Raw genomic sequence first — 17,522 nt, 5'->3', positions numbered from 1 at the left:
GGCAGAACCTGGTGAGCACCCCCCGAGACCCGCTGGAGGACGAGCCGTGCCGAACCTCGCGTACTCCGACATGACGGTCGACGGCCTGCTGCGCTCGGCCGCCGTCCGGGATCCCGAGGGATACGCCGTACGCACCCGGCACGGCGCCCGGACCTTCCGCGAACTGGACGCGCTGGCCGACCGGATCGCCGCGTTCGTGCGGCGCGCGACCGGCCGGCGCCCGGGCGCGCGCGTGGCCGTCGCCTCCGTCCTCGACCCGGTCTTCGCCGCCGCCTACCACGGCGTCGCGCGCGGCGGGGCCACCGTCGTCCTGCTCAACCCGCTGATCGGCGACGAGGGACTGCGCCACGTCCTGACCGCCGCCGGCGCCGAACTCGCCCTGGTGCCCTCGGCCACCGCCGGACGGCTGGCCCGCCTGCGCGGCGCCCTGCCCGCCCTCGGCACCGTCGTGGTCACCGACACCGACACCGACGGTGCGGTGCCGGCCAACTGCCTGCCCCTGGAGGAGGCCCTGGACGGCCCGGCGGAAGCCGCCCTCGGACGCCCCGGCGGGGCCGACCCGGACGCGGTCGCCTGCGTGCAGTTCACCACCGGCACCACCGGCCGCCCCAAGGGCGTCCTGCTCACCCACCGCAACCTCGTCGCCAACGCCCGGCAGACCGCTCTCGCGCACGGGCTCGGCCCGGACTCGGTCACCCTCAACCACCTGCCGCTCTACCACGTCATGCACCTCAACAGCGCGCTGGACGCGGGCGCCTGCCAGGTCCTGTGCCAGGACCCCGACCCGCTGACGTCCCTGGCCGTCGCCGCGGGCACCGGCGCCACCCACTACTACGGGCTGCCCGCCCGTCTGCACCGGCTCGCCACCGACGAACGGCTGCCCGGCCTCGGGCCCGCCGCACGCGGCGGGTCCCGGCTCACCGCCGTCCTGTCCGGCGGCTCGGCGCTGCTGCCCGAGGCCGCGCGCACCCTCGGCGAACTGCTCCGCGTCCCGGTCGTGCAGGGCTACGGCATGGCCGAACTCTCCCCGCTCACCCACTGCCAGCGGCCCGGCCGCCCCCACCGGCCCGGCACCGTCGGCACCCCCGTACCCGGGACCGAGTGCCGCCTGGTGGACCTCGCCGACCGCCGCCCGGTCGAGGCCGGAGCCGTCGGCGAGGTGCAGGTCCGGGGCCCGCAGCTGATGGCCGGCTACCTCGGTGAGCGGCCCGGCTCCCACCTCGGCGCCGACGGCTGGTACAGCACGGGCGACCTCGGCTCGGTCGACGACGACGGCGCCCTGCGGCTGCTGGACCGGGTCGACGACATCTTCAAGTACGACAACGAGATCGTCTCGCCCGGCCGCGTCGAGCGGGTCCTCGCCCGCGACCCGCGGGTCACCGACTGCGTCGTCGCCGGGCTGCGCGACCCCGAGCACGGCCGGGTGGCCTGGGCCGGTGTCGTGCTGCGCGACCCGCAGGGCACGCGGACCTCCCGCGACCGCGTCCTGCGCTCCGTCGTCGAGCGCGCCAACGAGCAGCTCTCGCCCCACGAACACGTCCGGGCCGCCGAGGCCCTGTCCGCCGTACCGCGCACACCCACCGGAAAGCCGGCCCGCGGCCGCCTGCGCCAGACGCTCGCCGAGCGCGGCGCGTTCGGCGTCCGGTCCGCGTCCGGCCCGTTCGACCTCTTCCAGGAGCAGACCATGGTGACGTTCGTCAACAAACTGACCGTGCACGGCGACCTCGACACCTTCCTCGGCGTCAAGAGCCGGCTCACCGCCTACATGGCCGCCCAGCCCGGCTACGTCAGCCACCAGGTCATGCGGCACGCCTGGCACCCCAACGTCTACCTGGAGCTGGCCGTCTGGGAGGACGCCGAGGCGCACCAGAAGGCCGTGCGCAGCGAGGAGTTCCAGGCCCTGGTCAAGCAGCTCGGTCCGCTCGCCACGCCCGAGCCCGGGCTCTTCGAGACGGTGGAGGCGAGCGCCTGATGACCGCCTCCGGGCAGCCCCGGGCCGTCGTCGTCGGCGCCGGCCCCGTCGGCCTGACCGCAGCCCACGAACTCGCCCGCAGAGGCATCGCGGTGCGCCTGGTCGACGCCGCCGACGCACCCGCGCGCACCAGCAGAGCCGTGGCCGCGCACCCGCGCACCCTGGAGACGTTCGCGCAGATGGGCGTCGCCGACGCGGTGATCGCGCGCGGCCGCCGCAACCGGGCCTTCACCATGTTCGCGCGCGGCCGGCGCCTGGTGCGCCTGGAGGCGGACTACTCGACGATGCCGACCTCCCACCCGTACTCGCTGATCGTCGCCCAGACGGACACCGAGGAGGAGCTGCGCAGGGCCGTGGCCCGGCTCGGCGTCGAGGTCGAGTGGGGCACCCGGCTGACCGCCTTCGAGCAGGACGCGGACCGGGTGGTGCTGGGGCTGACGCGCGACGGGCGGGAGGAGGTCGTCGAGACGTCCTGGCTGGTCGGCTGCGACGGCGGCCACAGCACCGTGCGCAGACTGCTCGGACTGGAGCTGGCCGGCGAGAGCAGCGAGACCTGGATGCTCGCCGACGCGCCCGTGGACGTCGACCTGCCGCCCGACACCATCTACTGGGCCCACACCGGCAGCCAGGCGCTGATGATGGTGCCCTACGCCCGGGACGGCCACTGGAGGCTGCTCGACACCGCACCCGGCCCCGGCGCCACCGACGACGTCGCCGCGGGATTCGGAGCCAAGCTGTCGGCCGGCCTCGGACGCACGGTGCGGGTCGGCGAACCGGAGTGGACGTCCGTCTTCACCTTCCAGCAGCGGATGGTCGCGCGGATGCGCGAGGGCCGGGTCTTCGTCGCCGGGGACGCCGCGCACGTGCACAGCCCCGCCTCCGGCCAGGGCATGAACACCGGCATCCAGGAGGCCTACAACCTGGCCTGGAAGCTCGCCCAGGTCGACCAGGGCCACGCCGGGAAGGAACTGCTGGACAGTTACGGCGAGGAGCGCGTCCCCATCGGCAGGGCGCTGCTCGGCTCCACCCGCACCGCCACCTTCCTCGTCCAGCTCAAGAACCTGCTCGCGTCGGTGGCGCTGCCCGTCGTCTTCACCGTCGTCCGCAACGTGCCGGGCCTGCGACGGGCCGTGCAGCGCAAGGTCCTGGGCGGCATGTCCGGGCTGCGCATCGGCTACCCCCGGTCCGTGCTGACCACCCCCGACCAGCACCCGCACCTCACCGGCACCGGGCCAGCGCCCGGCGAGCGGGTCACGGCGGCGCCGGTCCACGACCCGGACGTGCCCGGCTTCCGCGCCCTGCACGAGGAACTGCGGGACACCCGCTGGTCCCTGCTGCTGGCCGCCGGAGGCACCGGCCCGGGCGACGGACCCGCCGGCGTGGCCGTCACCGCCGCCGTGCAGTACGGCGAGTGGCTGTCCGTCCGGACCGTCGGCGGCGGCCCCGCCGAGGCCCCCGCCCCGCTCGGCGACCCCGACTTCGCGCTGCGCCGGGCGCTCGGCCTGCCGGCCGGCTGCTGGCTGCTGGTACGCCCGGACGGCTACGTCGCCGCCCGTGGCCGCACGCTGACCCGCACCGGTCTGGAGCAGGCCGTGGCCCCGCTGCGGCCGGCCACCCCGCTCGCCGGGCCGCCGCCGCACGAACCGGGCTTCCCGCGCCCCGTCCCGCTCTCCCCCTCGAAGGAGGACCGAACATGACCGCACAGCCCCCCGTCGCCCCCGTCGCCCCCGTCGCCCTCGTCACCGGCGGCACCAGCGGCATCGGACTGGCCGTGGCCCGCGCACTGGGCCGCGCCGGGCACCGCGTCTTCCTGTGCGCACGCACCGACGCGGACGTCAAGCAGACCGTCGACGACCTGCGCGCCGAGGGCCTGGAGGTGGACGGCCGGGCCGCCGACGTGCGCTCCCGCACCGCGGTGGCCGACCTGGTGCGCGCCGCGGTGGACACGTACGGGCCCGTCACGGTCCTCGTCAACAACGCCGGACGCAGCGGCGGCGGCGTCACCGCCGACCTCACCGACGACCTCTGGTACGACGTCATCGACACCAACCTCAACAGCGTGTTCCTCGTGACCCGCGAGGTCCTGCGCAACGGCGGCCTGGCCGACTCCGCGCACGGTCGGATCGTCAACATCGCGTCGACCGCCGGCAAGCAGGGCGTCCTGCTCGGCGCCCCCTACAGCGCCTCCAAGCACGGGGTGGTCGGCTTCACCAAGGCGCTGGGCCGCGAACTCGCCCCCACGGGCGTCACGGTCAACGCGGTCTGTCCCGGCTACGTGGAGACGCCCATGGCGTCCCGCGTACGGCAGGGGTACGCCGCCGCCTGGCAGACCACCGAGGACGCGGTGCAGGAGCAGTTCGAGGCGAAGATCCCCCTCGGCCGCTACTCCACCCCGCAGGAGGTGGCCGGTCTCGTGGCCTACCTGGCCTCCGAGACGGCCGCCTCCATCACCGCGCAGGCGCTCAACGTCTGCGGCGGACTCGGCAATTTCTGAAACACGACGTCAGGAAGAGGTGTGTGGTGACGGGTGAGCGCGTGCACAGGACGTCGCACTCGACCGAGGTGGACGCACCGGCAGGGATCGTCTACGGACTGATCGCGGACGCCGTGCGGTGGCCGCTGTTCTTTCCACCCAACGTCCACGTCGAGCGACTGGAGACGGACGGGACCAACGAACGGCTGCGGATGTGGGCGACGGCCAACGGCCAGGTCCGGTCCTGGATCTCGCAGCGGGTTCAGGACCCGGCCACCCGGCGGGTGGAGTTCCGCCAGTCGCACCCGCAGGCGCCGGTGCGGACCATGAACGGGACCTGGGCGGTGGAGGAGCTGCCGGGCGGCACCACCCTGCTGACCCTGCTGCACGACTTCACCGTCCACGGCGACCGGCCCGGCGACGCGGAGTGGGTGGAACGGGCCGTCGACACCAACTCCCGCGCCGAGCTGGCCGGCCTGAAGAGGCTCGCCGAACGCTGGCGGCGCCTGGACAGCCTGGTCCTCTCCTTCGAGGACTCGATCCGCGTGGCCGCGCCCGCCGAACCGGTCTACGACTTCCTCTACCGGGTCGGCGACTGGCCCCGGCTGATCCCCCACGTCTCCCGGCTGGAGCTGACCGAGGACGCGCCCGGCGTCCAGGTCATGGCGATGGACACGCTCACCGCGGACGGCGCCTCGCACACCACCGAGTCCGTACGGATCTGCTTCCCGCACGCCGGACGCATCGTCTACAAGCAGACCGCCACACCCGCGCTGATGGAGGCGCACACCGGTGAGTGGTCCGTGGTGTCCGACGGCAGCGGGACGACCGCCGTGGCGCAGCACAGCGTCGTGCTGCGCGAGGACGCCGTCGAACGCGTCCTGGGCCCCGGCGCGGACCTCGAACAGGCCCGCCGGTACGTCCGCGAGGCGCTCGGCCGCAACTCCACCGCCACCCTCGAACTGGCCCGCGAGTACGCCGAGTCGGTGGTCCGGGCCGGCTGAACCGCTCGTGTGCCCGGGGTCCATCGGGGCTCCGGGCACACTCCAGCGCCTGCCCGGACAGTCGAGGCCGGGAGCCCTCGACGGAGCGCCGGCGGGCCGAACCGACGACAGGACGGTGAGCGATGAGCACGGACGCCAGAGCCAGGACGGCGGCCTACCTCTCCAGGTTCTTCCCGGTCCACGACCTCGGGGACGACGACGACATCTTCGAGCAGGGCTACGTCAGTTCCGTGTTCGGCATGCAACTGGTCGCCTTCGTGGAGCGCGAGTTCGGCGTGACCGTCGGCGAGGAGGACATGGACCTGGAGCATTTCCGGACCCTGCGCGCCCTCGACACCTTCGTCGCACGGAAGCTGGCCGCGCGCGCGGGAGTCTGACCCCGCGCCCCGGTCCGGTTCCCGCGCGGCTCCGGCACCGCTCCACCGCCCTTCCGGTCCCGCGCGAGGCGGCCTGGTCAAGCTGGCGTCCGGGAGTGCGAGAGGCCCGCCGCGAGCGGACGAAGGAGCTGAGTTGCGCGCCATGACCGGCATCGCGCAGACCGCGCCCGCGCCCGACGGCGAACCCGGCCGCTGGGAGGAGGCCGCACGCGCGCGTGCCGCGCGGCTGGAATCCCTCCTCGGCGACCCGTACGACCCGGCCAACCCCCACGGGCTGCGCGCCCTGTTCGCCGCCGACGAGCGGCGCACCCCGCCGCGTGAGACCGAGGCGCTGCTCGACGAGGAGGGCTGGGCCGCCGAGTTCGTGCCCGCCGCCCACGGCGGCCGGCTCACCCGCGCCGACCTGCTCGCCCGGGCCCTGCGCCCGGTCTTCCGGCGTGACGTCGCCCTGGGCTTCGGCCACGGCATCACCTCGATGTTCGCGACCGGCGCCGTCTGGGCGGCCGGCGGCGCACGCATGCGACACGACCTGGCCGGGCAGCTGCTGGCCGGCGGACGGGCCACGATCCTGCACCACGAACTCGCCCACGCCAACGCCATCCTGCGGGACGAGTTCACCGCCCGCCCCGCACCCGGCGGCGGCCACCTCCTGCACGGCCGCAAGGACGTCGTCATCAACGCCGCGCGCGCCGACGCGCACGTCGTCTACGCCCGCACCGACCCCGCACGGGGCCCGCGCAGCCACTCGGTGTTCCTCCTGGACCCCGCGCGGGCCGCGCCCGGCACCACCCTCCACCTGCCGCGGGTGGAGACCGCCGGCATGCGCGGAGCCCTCTTCAGCGGCCTGGAGTTCGACGGCCGCGCGGTGCCCGAGGACGCGCTCGTCGGCGCCCCGGGGGACGGGGTCACCCTGGCCCTGCGCACCTTCCAGGTCAACCGCAGCGTGATCTGCGGCGTCGTCACCGCCGCCGTCGACACGGTCCTGCACTCCGCCGTCCGCGCCGCCACCACCGGGCGCGGCGGCCGGATCGCCCGCCGCTGGCACAGCCCCCTCACCGGTGTCTTCGCCGACCTGCTGGCCTGCGACGCCATGGCCACCGTCGCGCTGCGGGCGCTCGGCCTGCTGCCCGGCCGGGCCCACGTCTTCGCGGCGGCCGTCAAGTACGTCGTCCCCGACCTGCTGCGGGAGAACCTGGAGGAACTGGCCGCGGTGCTGGGCGGCCGGGGCTACGACCTCGACAGCCCCGAGTACGGTGCCCTCGGCAAACTGATGCGGGACCTGCCGGTGGCCGGACTCGGCCACGCCGGCACCGCCTCCTGCCAGGCCGTGATCGTCCCGCAGCTCAGGACATTGGCCGAGTCCGCCTGGTTCGCCGAGGACGAGCCGCCGCCCGAACTCTTCCGCGCCGGCGCCGAACTGCCCGCACTGGACTACGGGGCACTGGGCATCGCGGGCGGCGGCGACTTCATGGCCGCCTCCCTGGCCGGCTCGGCCGCCCGGCTCGCCGCGTGCCGCGGGGTCGGCGGCCAGGTCGGCGTCCTCGCCGAGCTGGCCGAGACGTTCGTCGCCGAACTGCGCGCCCTGCGGGAGACCTGCCGGGCGCTGCCGGCCTCCGGCGGCCGGGCGCTCGCGGATCCCGCGGTGTGCGTGCTGAGCGACCGCTACAGCCTGATCGTCGGCGCCGCCGCGGTCCTCGGTGTCTGGGAGGGCCAGGACGGCACGGACCCCTTCCTCGCCGACCCCGCGTGGGCCGTGCTCGCCCTGTCCCGGATCGGCGCCCGCCTCGGCGTCCCGGTGCCCGACCTGCCCGACGGGTGCACACACCGGCTGCTCGACGAGCTGCTCCACCGCCACCGGTCCGGCCTCTCCTGCGACCTGGACTCCACCGCCCTGGCCCGCTGACGCCGCCCGCCCCCGCGAGCCCGACCCCCTGGAAAGGGTGGCCCGAAGTGAATCCCCCGGCAGACGCCTTCCCCACCGACCCCCGCCCCACGGGCACCGGCCCCGCGGTGGGGTCCGTCGGCGCGGGACCCGCCGAGGCCGGGCCCGCCGATCTCGACCGCATCAGCGAGCCGGTCCACGTCGTCGGACCCGACGGCCCCTGGCACCGGGTGCGCGAGGGCATGCGGTCGCGCGGCAACGCCGTGGTGTTCACCACCTGGGGCCAGTGGCTCGGCACCGCCGTCACCGATCCGGGCCTGCGTCCGCTCCTGGGCCGGGACTGGCAGCGCTACCGGCGCACCGAGGACCCGCTCATCCGCTTCCGGTTCCTCACCTCGCGCCTGGTCACCAAGTACACGGCCGCCGCCGCCCTGGACGCCAGGGCCACCGACCTCAACCTCGCCTACAAGATCGGCGGCCGGCCCTATCTGCGCGGCCTCGACCAGGTCGACATCAGCCTCACCCACACCGACGACCTGATCGCGGTGGCCGTCAGCCGCACCGGCCGGATCGGCGTGGACGCCGAACCCGCGGGCCGCGCCATGTCGTTCGACCTCCTGCACAGCCACGTGTGCAGCCCCGCGGAACGCGCCGAACTGGAACTGCTGCCGGCCCGGCGGCGGTCGGCGGCCCTGCTGCGCCTGTGGACGCTGAAGGAGGCGTACACCAAGGCCATCGGCCAGGGACTGCGGCTCGGCTTCACCGAGTTCGGCTTCGGCGCCGACGGCGCGGGACTCCTGGCCCCCGACGGCCGGCCCGCCTCCCGCGGCGAATGGGCCTTCAGCACCCGGCGGGTGCTCGGCCGCTACCTCCTGAGCGTCGCCAGCCACGACGCCGGCCTCGACAGCTCCCGCGACACGGCGGCCCACACCATGCTCGACGAGGGATTCATGGGAGCCGTGGCGGACCTGCTCGCCCCCGGCTCGCCGGGCGGTGCCGGGACGGGCGCGGACCCGTGACCGCACCGGACCGCCGTCAGGGCATCGCCCTGGTCCAGCGCCGTGTCAGCACCGTGTGGGGCCCGTGTCGGCGGCCACGCGCATACTCGTCGGGCGTTCGCACAGAGGGGAGGGAGGGGGCCTTCGAGCCGCACGCCGAGGTCGTGCACACAACCGTCGTGCACACAGCCGTACGCGTGGACCGCACGCCGTACGCGCGACCACGGAAGGTGCCCGCCCCGGACCGTCGATGACCGCCAATCACACCTCACCACCGCAGCCCGGCCGGGACGCCACGGCCACCACGGTCGTGCTCGACCTCGGACCCGCACCCCACGGCCACCCGACCCTGGAGGTGCACGGACCCCTGGACGGGGACCGCCTGGAGGCAGCCCTCGACCAGGTCGCCGTCCACCACCCCGACACGCTCGCCTGGCCGAACGTCGTCGACCGCGACGGCGCCCCCCACACCCTGCGCCTGCCCGCCGGAGCGCCCGCCGCCTTCCCCTGGGGCCTGCTCGCCGATCTGCTCACCCACCCGGCCCCCGGCACCCGTACCGCCCGCTCCGTACCGCCGACCGCGCTCCAGCGCGAACTGCTCGCCGACGCCGACGCCCACCCCGGCCGGCACGTGGAACGGCTCACCTGGGCCTGGCACGGCCGGCTCGACCTCGACCGGTTCCGCGCCTCATGGCAGTCCGTCGTGGACCGGGAGAGCGTGCTGCGCGCCGCCTTCGGCGACGGCCCCGACCCGCTGCTGCTCCTCCACGACGACGTGAACGCCGAAGTCCTGTGGCTGCCGGAGGGCACGGTCGGCTGGCCCGACCTGGTCGAGCACGACCTCGGGCGCGGCCTCGACCCGCGCCTGCCCCCCGCCCTGCGGGTCACCGTCCTGGGCGGCGGCGCGGGGCGCGGCGCCGACACGCCGTCCCGGGTCCTGCTCACCTACCACCACGCGCTCCTCGACGACTGGAGCGCCCGCCTGCTCGTGCGCGAGTTCTACCGCGCCTACCTGGCCGGCGGCCGGCTGCCCGGCGGCGAGCGGCGCCCCGACATCCGGGACTACGTCCGCTGGCTGCACCGCCAGGACCTCGGCCCGGCACGGGACTACTGGTCGCATTCCGCGCCCCGCGCCGACGCCGTATCCCCCGTTCCGCTCACCGACGCCCCCGTCCCGCCCGCCGCCGTCCCCGGCTCGGCCACCGGGCGGACCGAGGTGCGCCTTGACGCCGCCCTCGCCGAACGGCTCACCGCCTGGGCCGCCCACTGGGGCAGCACCGAGAGCGGCGTCCTGCAAGCGCTGTGGGCCGTCCTGCTGTACCGGGCCAGCGGGGCGCAGGGCCCGGCACGGGTCCGCTTCGGCGTGGCCGTCTCCGGCCGCGGCATCACCCTGGAGGGCGCCGAGCGCCTGCCCGCGCCGCTGCGCGTCCCGCTGCCGCTGAGCGTCGAGGTCGACCCCCACTCCACGGTGGCGACCCTGCTGGCCGACGTACGCGACCGGGTGCTGGACATGGCGGCCTACGAATGGGTCTCGCCCGGCCAGGTACGCGACTGGTCCACCCCCGCGCCCGCGACCTCCGCACCCGTACCGTCCGCGGCCACGGCGAACCGGGCCCCGGCACAAGGGACTCGGGGCGGCTCCGGATCCCCCGCGCCCGCCTCCTCCGCGCCGCAGGACGGCAGCCTCCTGGTCTTCGAGGGCGGACCCCGCCCCGTCGACGACCTGGCGGCCGAACTCGCCGCCGAGGGAGTGCGCGTGGGCAGGCCCGAGCCCCTGGGCGCCCGCACCGCCTTCCCCGTCACGCTGGTCACCCGGCACGACGACGACGGCGGACTCGTCCTCACCGCGACCCACGACCATTCCCCGTACGCCGACGCCACCGAGGTCCTCAACGACAGCGCGTCGCTGCTGACCGAGATGCCGTACCTGCCCGCCGACTCCACCACCGTCGCCGAGCTGCTGCGCATGCTGTCGACGGCCCCCGACGCACCCGGCTCCGCCGCACCCGGCTCCGCCGCACCCGGCTCCGCCCCGCCCCCGGCCGCGGCGCCCGTGACCCCGGCGGAACCCCCGCTCGTCCCGCTGCGCCCGGCCACCGCCCCCGACGCGGGCACCGTGTGCCTCGTCCAGACGCCGGGCCTGCCCCGGACCCGCTACGAGCGGCTGGCCGAGGCCTACCAGGGCCCCGAGTCCGTCGTCCTGCTGCGTACCGCCGCCGACGCCGGGCACACCGCGCGGGACCCCCTGCGCGACACCGGGCCCCTGCTCGTCCTCGCCGCCTTCTCCGGCGGCGGCACCGCCGCCTGCGAACGGGCCCGGCGCGCGGCGGCGAACGGGGAACGGCCGCCGCTCGTGGTGCTCACCGGCGCCACGACCGACGACACCGCCTTCACCCGGATCCTCGAATCCGTCGCCGCACGAGCCGGACGCCCCAGGTGACCGGCCCCACGGCGCCGAAGCGACGGCCGGGTCCGCCGGCCGCCGAACGACGCCACATCCCTGGAGAGCCATGCCCCGTCGCCTGTTCACCTCGGAGTCCGTGACCGAGGGCCACCCAGACAAGATCGCGGACCAGATCAGTGATGCCATCCTCGACGCCATGATCCGCGAGGATCCCGGCGCCCGGGTCGCCGTGGAGACGCTCATCACCACCGGCCAGGTGCACATCGCCGGCGAGGTCACCACCACCGCCTACGTGCCGATCGCCCAGATCGTCAGGGACACCGTCCTGGCCATCGGCTACGACTCCTCCCGCAAGGGCTTCGACGGCGCCTCCTGTGGCGTGTCCGTGTCGATCGGGGCGCAGTCCCCCGACATCGCACAGGGCGTCGACACCGCCTACGAGGCCCGCGTCGAGGGCGAGGAGGACGAACTCGACCGGCAGGGCGCCGGCGACCAGGGCCTGATGTTCGGCTACGCCACCGCCGAGACGCCCTCCCTGATGCCGCTGCCCATCGAACTGGCCCACCGGCTGTCCCGGCGCCTGACCGAGGTCCGCAAGGACGGCACCGTGCCCTACCTGCGCCCCGACGGGAAGACCCAGGTCACCGTCGAGTACGAGGGCAGCCGCCCGGTCCGCCTGGACACGGTCGTGGTCTCCTCCCAGCACGCCTCCGACATCGACCTCGACACCCTGCTGACGCCCGACATCCGGGAGTACGTCGTCGACCACGTCCTCGCCGAGCTGGCCGCGGACGGCATCAAACTGGAGACCGACGACTACCGGCTGCTGGTCAACCCGACCGGCCGGTTCGAGATCGGCGGCCCGATGGGCGACGCCGGCCTGACCGGACGCAAGATCATCATCGACACCTACGGCGGCATGGCCCGCCACGGCGGCGGCGCCTTCTCCGGCAAGGACCCCTCCAAGGTGGACCGTTCGGCGGCGTACGCGATGCGCTGGGTCGCCAAGAACGTCGTCGCCGCCGGACTGGCCGAGCGCTGCGAGGTCCAGGTGGCGTACGCCATCGGCAAGGCCGAGCCGGTCGGGCTCTTCGTCGAGACCTTCGGCACCGGACGGGTCAGCCAGCGGCGCATCGAGGACGCCGTCACCGAGGTCTTCGACCTGCGCCCCGGCGCCATCGTCCGCGACCTCGACCTGCTGCGCCCGATCTACGCCCGGACCGCCGCGTACGGCCACTTCGGCCGCGAACTGCCCGACTTCACCTGGGAGCGCACCGACCGCGTCGAGCAGCTGAGGGCCGCGGCCGGCCTGTGAGCCCCCTCCGGCGGACCCCGGCGCCTCGGGGAACGCCGGAGAACCGCCGGAGAAACACTCGCGCGCGGCTTGAAGACGACCATGGGCGGTGCGGCGTGCGCGCTCGTCCCGGAATGATGGACGAGGCACCGCACGCCGACCGCCCCCCACCACCTGGAGATGCCTGTGCGACTGTCCTCACCCACCGCGTCCCGGGCGCATTCCCAGCTCACCCTCGAGGAGGTCACCAAGCGCTACGACGACCACGTGGTGCTGGACCGGGTCTCCCTCACCGTCAAGCCCGGCGAGAAGGCCGGCGTCATCGGTGACAACGGGTCGGGCAAGTCGACCCTGCTGCGGCTGATCGCCGGGGTGGAGAGCGCCGACAACGGCGAGGTCACCGTCGCCGCCCCCGGCGGCCTCGGTCATCTGCCCCAGCGCCTCGAACTCCCCGCCGGCGCCACGGTGCGGGACGTCCTGGACCAGGCGTTCGCCGACCTCAGGGACCTCGAACGGCGGCTGCACGCGGCGGAGGCGGCGCTCGCGGGTGACGACAGCCCCGGCCGCATGGCCGAACTGGGCGACCTTCAAGCCGAGTTCGAGGACCGCGGTGGATACGAGGCGGACGCCCGCGCCGACGCCGCGCTGCACGGTCTGGGCCTGCCCGGCCTGGACCGCGACCGGGCCGTGGACACCCTCTCCGGCGGTGAGCGGTCCCGGCTGGCCCTGGCCGCCACCCTCGCCGCCGCCCCCGAACTGCTGCTGCTCGACGAACCCACCAACGACCTCGACGACCAGGCCGTGGACTGGCTCGAGAAGCGGCTGCGGGAGCACCGGGGCACGGTCGTCGTCATCACCCACGACCGCGCCTTCCTGGAGGCGGTCACCACGACGATCCTGGAGGTCGACCCCGACCGGCGCACCGTCAACCGCTACGGCGACGGCTACCAGGGCTACCTGACCGCCAAGGCCGCCGCCCGCGCCCGCTGGGAGCGCGAGTACCAGGACCACCTGGCCGAGATCGACCGGCAGGAGACCCTCGCCGCCAACGCCGGCCGCATGCTCGCCACCATCGCCAAGAAGGGCCCCTGGGCGTTCAGCGGCTCCGAGCACCACCGGGCGCGGTCCTCCAGCTCCGCCACCTCCAGCAAGGCCCGCAACGCCAACGAGCGGCTCAAACGGCTGCGGGACAATCCGGTGCCGCGCCCCCCGGACCCGCTGCGCTTCACCGTGTCCCTGACCCCCGCGGGCGAGCCCGCAGCCGACCCGACCGCACCCCTGGTCGAGGCGAGTGGCCTGGAGGTCGACGGACGGCTGCGTCTCGACCACCTGTCGGTCACCGCCGGCGAACGGCTCCTGATCACCGGCCCGAACGGCGCCGGCAAGTCCACCCTGCTGCGGGTGCTGGCCGGCGACCTGGAACCCGACCGGGGCACGGTCGCCCGTGCCGCGCACACCGGATGGCTGCGCCAGGACGAGCTGCCCAAGCAGCCCCGCCGTTCGGTGCTCGCCGAGTTCGCCGACGGCCGGCCGGGCCACCCCGACGAGTACACGGACGAACTGCTGGCCCTCGGCCTGTTCCGGCGCTCCGAACTCGGCCTGCCGGTCGGCTCCCTGTCGGTCGGCCAGCGCCGCCGCATCGACCTGGCCCGGCTCGTCACCCGCCCGGTGGACCTGCTGCTCCTGGACGAGCCCACCAACCACCTCTCACCGCTGCTGGTCGAGGAACTCGAGGCCGCCCTGGCCGACTACACCGGCACCGTCGTGGTCGTCACCCACGACCGCCGGATGCGCCGCGCCTTCACCGGCACCCACATGGAACTGGCCGCGGGCAGGCGGGTCACCGGCTGACGCCGGCGCGGGCGGTCCGCGTCACACCTCGACGCGGACCGCCCGCGCCCGGGTCTCGTCCAGCAGCGCGGCCTGCCGCAGGGACTCCTGGTCCAGCAGCCGCAGCCGCGGCGCCACCGCACCGCGGTCGCGTACGGCGGTCGCGAAGAACCGCAGCACCGCCTCGAAGTGGTCCTCGGCGGGCACCGCGATCTCCTCCACGTCACGGCCGGTGGCGAGGCGGATCACCGGCCGGTGGTCGGGGGCCGTGGTGTAGACGTGCTCCACCGAGAGGGTGCCCAGGGTGCCCTGGATCTCGTACCAGGAGCGGTAGTGGTGCTCCATGCCGAAGCGCAGGTGCGCGGTGGCGCCGTCGGGGCCGGTCAGCAGGACGGCACCCGACAGGTCGACCCCGAAGCGACGGCTGTGCCGCAGGCTCGCCCCGGCCACCGTGACGTCCCCGCCGAGGAACCGCAGCGCCGCGCGCAGCGGATAGACGCCGTTGTCCAGCAGGGCACCGCCCCCCAGCAGCGGGTCGTACCGCAGGTCGTCGTCGGGGCGCGGCGGGATGGTGAAGGCCGCCGACACGGCGCGTACGGGGCCCAGGGCGCCGGAGTCGAGGAGGGCGGTCACCGTCCGGTGGGTGCCGTGGTGGAGGAACATGAAGTTCTCCAGCAGCACCAGCCCCCGTTCACGGGCCAGCGCGAACAGCCGTCGAGCGTCCGCACCGTTGGCCGCCAGCGGCTTCTCCACCAGGACGTGCTTGCCCGCCGTCAGCGCCCGCTCGGCCCAGCGCGCGTGCAGCAGGGTCGGCAGCGACAGGTAGACCGCGTCGACGTCGGGCCGGGTGAGCAGTTCCTCGTACGAGGCGGCGGCCACCCCGCCGAAGCGCGCCGCGTAGTCGGCCGCCCGCCCGGGATCGCGCGCCGCCACGGCCGTGAGCCGCAGGCCGGGGGTGCGCAGCAGCGCGGGCAGGGTGCGGCGGGCGGCGATGTCCGAGCAGCCGAGGAGGCCGAGGCGCGGGGGAGTGGTCATGGGCGGTCCGTGGGTGAGGGGCCGTCGGCCGTCAGTAGAGGGTGTGGGCGCAGACCACCAGGGTCCGCAACTCGACGTTCAGGTAGTTTCCGTGCGCCAGCAACTCGGTGAGCTGGGCGAACGTCAACCAGGCGTAGTCCGGGGGGAGTTCCTCGGGGAAGTCGTCGGGGGCCTCGACCACGGCGTAGCGGTTCTCCGCATGGTAGAAGCGCCCGCCCTCCTCGGACTGCACTCCGTCGTAGCGGAACCGTTCCGCGGGGGCGGTGAGCACGTCCGTGAGGAACGGCGGGAACGGCTCGCGGCCCGGCCCGGTGTGGTCGGCGGGGCGGCAGTGCACGGTCGGCGCCAGTTCCGCCACGTTCAGGTGTCCCACGTCCACCCGGGCCTGCACCAGGGCGTGCAGCGTGCCGCGGATCCGTTTGACGAGGAGGGCCATCAGGCCGGGGACCTGCGGCTGGATCATCGGCTGCGTCCAGGAGCCCACCTCGCGGTTGCTGGCCGCGACGTCCGCGCCGATCACCCGGAAGCGCCGGCCGCTCCGGTGCCCGATCTCGGTGCTGGAGAACAGCCAGCCGTCCTCTTCGACCTCGCGCAACGGGACGCGGCGCTGGTCGAGTTCGCGCACCGCGCGGACCCCGGTCAGCCAGCTGAGGATCTCGGACATGCCGTGCACCGACGGGGCGGCCGGATCGTGGAAGGAGCGCAGCGCCCCGGTGTCGTCCGGGCCGCCCGCCGCCCGCGGACGGGCGCCGGCGGTCGGCAGGCACGCCAGCACGGAGCGGCTGTCCATGTTGACCACGTTGTCCAGGCGCAGCAGCCGCAGGAGCTGGCCGAGCGTCAGCCAGCGGAACTCCTCGCCCGTCTCCACGTCCTCGTCGATCTCGACGATCATGTTGCGGTTGCGCTTGGCGAGGAACCAGTCGGCCTGCTCGGACTGGAGCACGTCCACCAGCACGCGCGAGCGCCCCCGCTCCAGGAACAGGTCGAGGAAGGGGATGCGGCGCCCCCGGTGCACGCCGGTGAAGTTGCTGCGGGTGGCCTGCACGGTGGGGGAGAGCTGGAAGGAGTTGATGTTGCCGGGTTCCATCTTGGCCTGCATCAGGAAGTGCAGCACCCCGTCGATCTCCCGGGCGACGATGCCCAGCAGACCCACCTCGGGCTGCACGATGATCGGCTGGCGCCGGCCCCCCGGAGGCAGGCCGTCGGCCGTCACGTGCAGGCCCTCCACGCTGAAGAAACGGCCCGACTCGTGCCGCAGGTTGCCGCCGTCCTCCTCGAAGTGCCAGCCGCGCAGCAGGGAGAACGGCACCGGGGTCACCCGGTACTCGCCCCGGCGGGCCTGCTCGGCCAGCCACGGGCGCACCCGGTCGGCCGGCATCGCCGTGCTCTCCGGCGTCCGGGCCGACAGCAGCACGCGGCCGGCCGTCCGGGCCCGGTCCTCGGCGAAGGACACCGGCGCGGCCGGCGTGGGGAGGTCAACGAGCATCGGCCAGCGCCTCCTCGATCAGCGAGCAGATCCCCGCCGTGTGGTCGTTGAGGAAGAAGTGGCCGCCGGTCAGGACGTTGAGTTCACAGGGCCCCGCGACCACCTCCGACCAGCGCCGGGCGTCCTCGGGAGTCACGTTCGGGTCGGTGTCGCCGGTCAGCACGGTGGCCGGCACCGGCAGCGGCGGGCCCGGCCGGTAGCGGTAGGCGCCGGCCATCGCGTAGTCGTTGCGGATCGCCGGCAGCACCATGCGCAGCAGCTCCTCGTCCTGGAGCAGCGTCGGGTCGGTGCCCTGGAGGCGGGTCACCCGCTCGATCAGCGACCGGTCGTCGAGGAGGTGGACCGTGTCGGAGCGCGGCACGACCGGCGCCCGGCGCCCGGACAGGAACAGATGGGCCGGGGGCCGGCCGGAATCGGTGAGCCGCCGTGCGGTCTCGAAGGCCAGGGTCGCGCCCAGGCTGTGCCCGAACAGCGCGAACGGGCCGTCCGTCCACTGCCGTACTTCCGGCAGCACCGCCTCGACCAGCTCGTCGACGGTGTCGATGAACGGCTCGCCGCGCCGGTCCTGGCGGCCCGGGTACTGCACGGCCAGCACCTCCACGCCCGACGGGGCCAGTGCGGCGGCGAGACGCAGGTAGGCGGAGGCCGAGCCGCCCGCGTGCGGGAAGCACACCAGTCGGACGGCCGCGTCCTCGGCGGGGCGGTAGCGGCGCAGCCAGCCTCCGGGGGCGGTGGCGGGCCCGCGGGCGGTGGTGGAGGCAGTCACG

General features: G+C 74.8%; 13 protein-coding genes. 10 read left to right on the top strand and 3 right to left on the bottom strand.

The window, feature by feature from the left end:
* Positions 1–46 precede the first annotated feature (46 nt).
* The 10 genes from ACZ67M_RS34130 to abc-f all read left to right on the top strand — a co-directional run bounded on the left by ACZ67M_RS34130 (position 47) and on the right by abc-f (position 14,255).
* Complete coding sequence (locus ACZ67M_RS34130) at positions 47–1,972, top strand: AMP-binding protein (protein WP_469853937.1); 1,926 nt, start codon at positions 47–49, stop codon at positions 1,970–1,972.
* The gene (locus ACZ67M_RS34125; RefSeq protein ID WP_469853936.1) at positions 1,972–3,669 is read left to right on the top strand and encodes an FAD-dependent oxidoreductase; all 1,698 of its coding nucleotides are present in this window, start codon (positions 1,972–1,974) and stop codon (positions 3,667–3,669) included. Before ACZ67M_RS34130 ends, ACZ67M_RS34125 begins: the two co-directional genes overlap by 1 nt.
* On the top strand, positions 3,666–4,466 hold the full coding sequence (gene fabG / locus ACZ67M_RS34120; protein WP_385797613.1) for a 3-oxoacyl-ACP reductase FabG: 801 nt from the start codon (positions 3,666–3,668) through the stop codon (positions 4,464–4,466). Before ACZ67M_RS34125 ends, fabG begins: the two co-directional genes overlap by 4 nt.
* A 26-nt stretch (positions 4,467–4,492) precedes the next feature.
* The gene (locus ACZ67M_RS34115) at positions 4,493–5,449 is read left to right on the top strand and encodes an aromatase/cyclase (RefSeq protein ID WP_469853935.1); all 957 of its coding nucleotides are present in this window, start codon (positions 4,493–4,495) and stop codon (positions 5,447–5,449) included.
* Between the two features lie 122 nt (positions 5,450–5,571).
* Positions 5,572–5,826 carry an acyl carrier protein gene (locus ACZ67M_RS34110; RefSeq protein WP_064732217.1) on the top strand — a complete coding sequence of 85 codons (255 nt, stop codon included), beginning with the start codon at positions 5,572–5,574 and terminating at the stop codon, positions 5,824–5,826.
* 142 nt (positions 5,827–5,968) lie between these two features.
* Positions 5,969–7,729, top strand: coding sequence for an acyl-CoA dehydrogenase (locus ACZ67M_RS34105; protein ID WP_469854101.1), 1,761 nt, complete (start codon positions 5,969–5,971; stop codon positions 7,727–7,729).
* A gap of 47 nt (positions 7,730–7,776) precedes the next feature.
* A complete protein-coding gene (locus ACZ67M_RS34100; RefSeq protein WP_392016250.1) occupies positions 7,777–8,727 on the top strand; it encodes a 4'-phosphopantetheinyl transferase family protein in 951 nt (316 codons plus the stop codon).
* A 229-nt stretch (positions 8,728–8,956) separates the two neighbouring features.
* Complete coding sequence (locus ACZ67M_RS34095) at positions 8,957–11,146, top strand: condensation domain-containing protein (protein ID WP_469853934.1); 2,190 nt, start codon at positions 8,957–8,959, stop codon at positions 11,144–11,146.
* Between the two features lie 70 nt (positions 11,147–11,216).
* Positions 11,217–12,425 (top strand): methionine adenosyltransferase, encoded by a 1,209-nt coding sequence (metK, locus tag ACZ67M_RS34090; protein ID WP_392016245.1) that lies wholly within the window; start codon positions 11,217–11,219, stop codon positions 12,423–12,425.
* A gap of 159 nt (positions 12,426–12,584) precedes the next feature.
* Positions 12,585–14,255 (top strand): ribosomal protection-like ABC-F family protein, encoded by a 1,671-nt coding sequence (abc-f, locus tag ACZ67M_RS34085; RefSeq protein WP_469853933.1) that lies wholly within the window; start codon positions 12,585–12,587, stop codon positions 14,253–14,255.
* 21 nt (positions 14,256–14,276) lie between these two features.
* On the opposite strand, the gene ACZ67M_RS34080 is transcribed toward abc-f, so the two are convergent.
* The 3 genes from ACZ67M_RS34080 to ACZ67M_RS34070 are packed head-to-tail and all read right to left on the bottom strand — an operon-like array spanning position 14,277 to position 17,521.
* Positions 14,277–15,269, bottom strand: coding sequence for a Gfo/Idh/MocA family protein (locus ACZ67M_RS34080; RefSeq protein WP_392103224.1), 993 nt, complete (start codon positions 15,267–15,269; stop codon positions 14,277–14,279).
* Positions 15,270–15,300: 31 nt separating this feature from the next.
* Positions 15,301–16,755, bottom strand: coding sequence for an NDP-hexose 2,3-dehydratase family protein (locus ACZ67M_RS34075; RefSeq protein WP_469853932.1), 1,455 nt, complete (start codon positions 16,753–16,755; stop codon positions 15,301–15,303).
* Positions 16,745–17,521, bottom strand: coding sequence for a thioesterase II family protein (locus tag ACZ67M_RS34070; protein ID WP_361363013.1), 777 nt, complete (start codon positions 17,519–17,521; stop codon positions 16,745–16,747). Before ACZ67M_RS34070 ends, ACZ67M_RS34075 begins: the two co-directional genes overlap by 11 nt.
* Between the last annotated feature and the right edge of the window lies 1 nt (position 17,522).

The sequence above is a fragment of the Streptomyces sp. NPDC107500 genome, assembly GCF_055582785.1.
The sequence above is the reverse complement of the archived record's forward strand: the minus strand, read 5'-3'. Positions and strand labels throughout refer to the sequence as shown.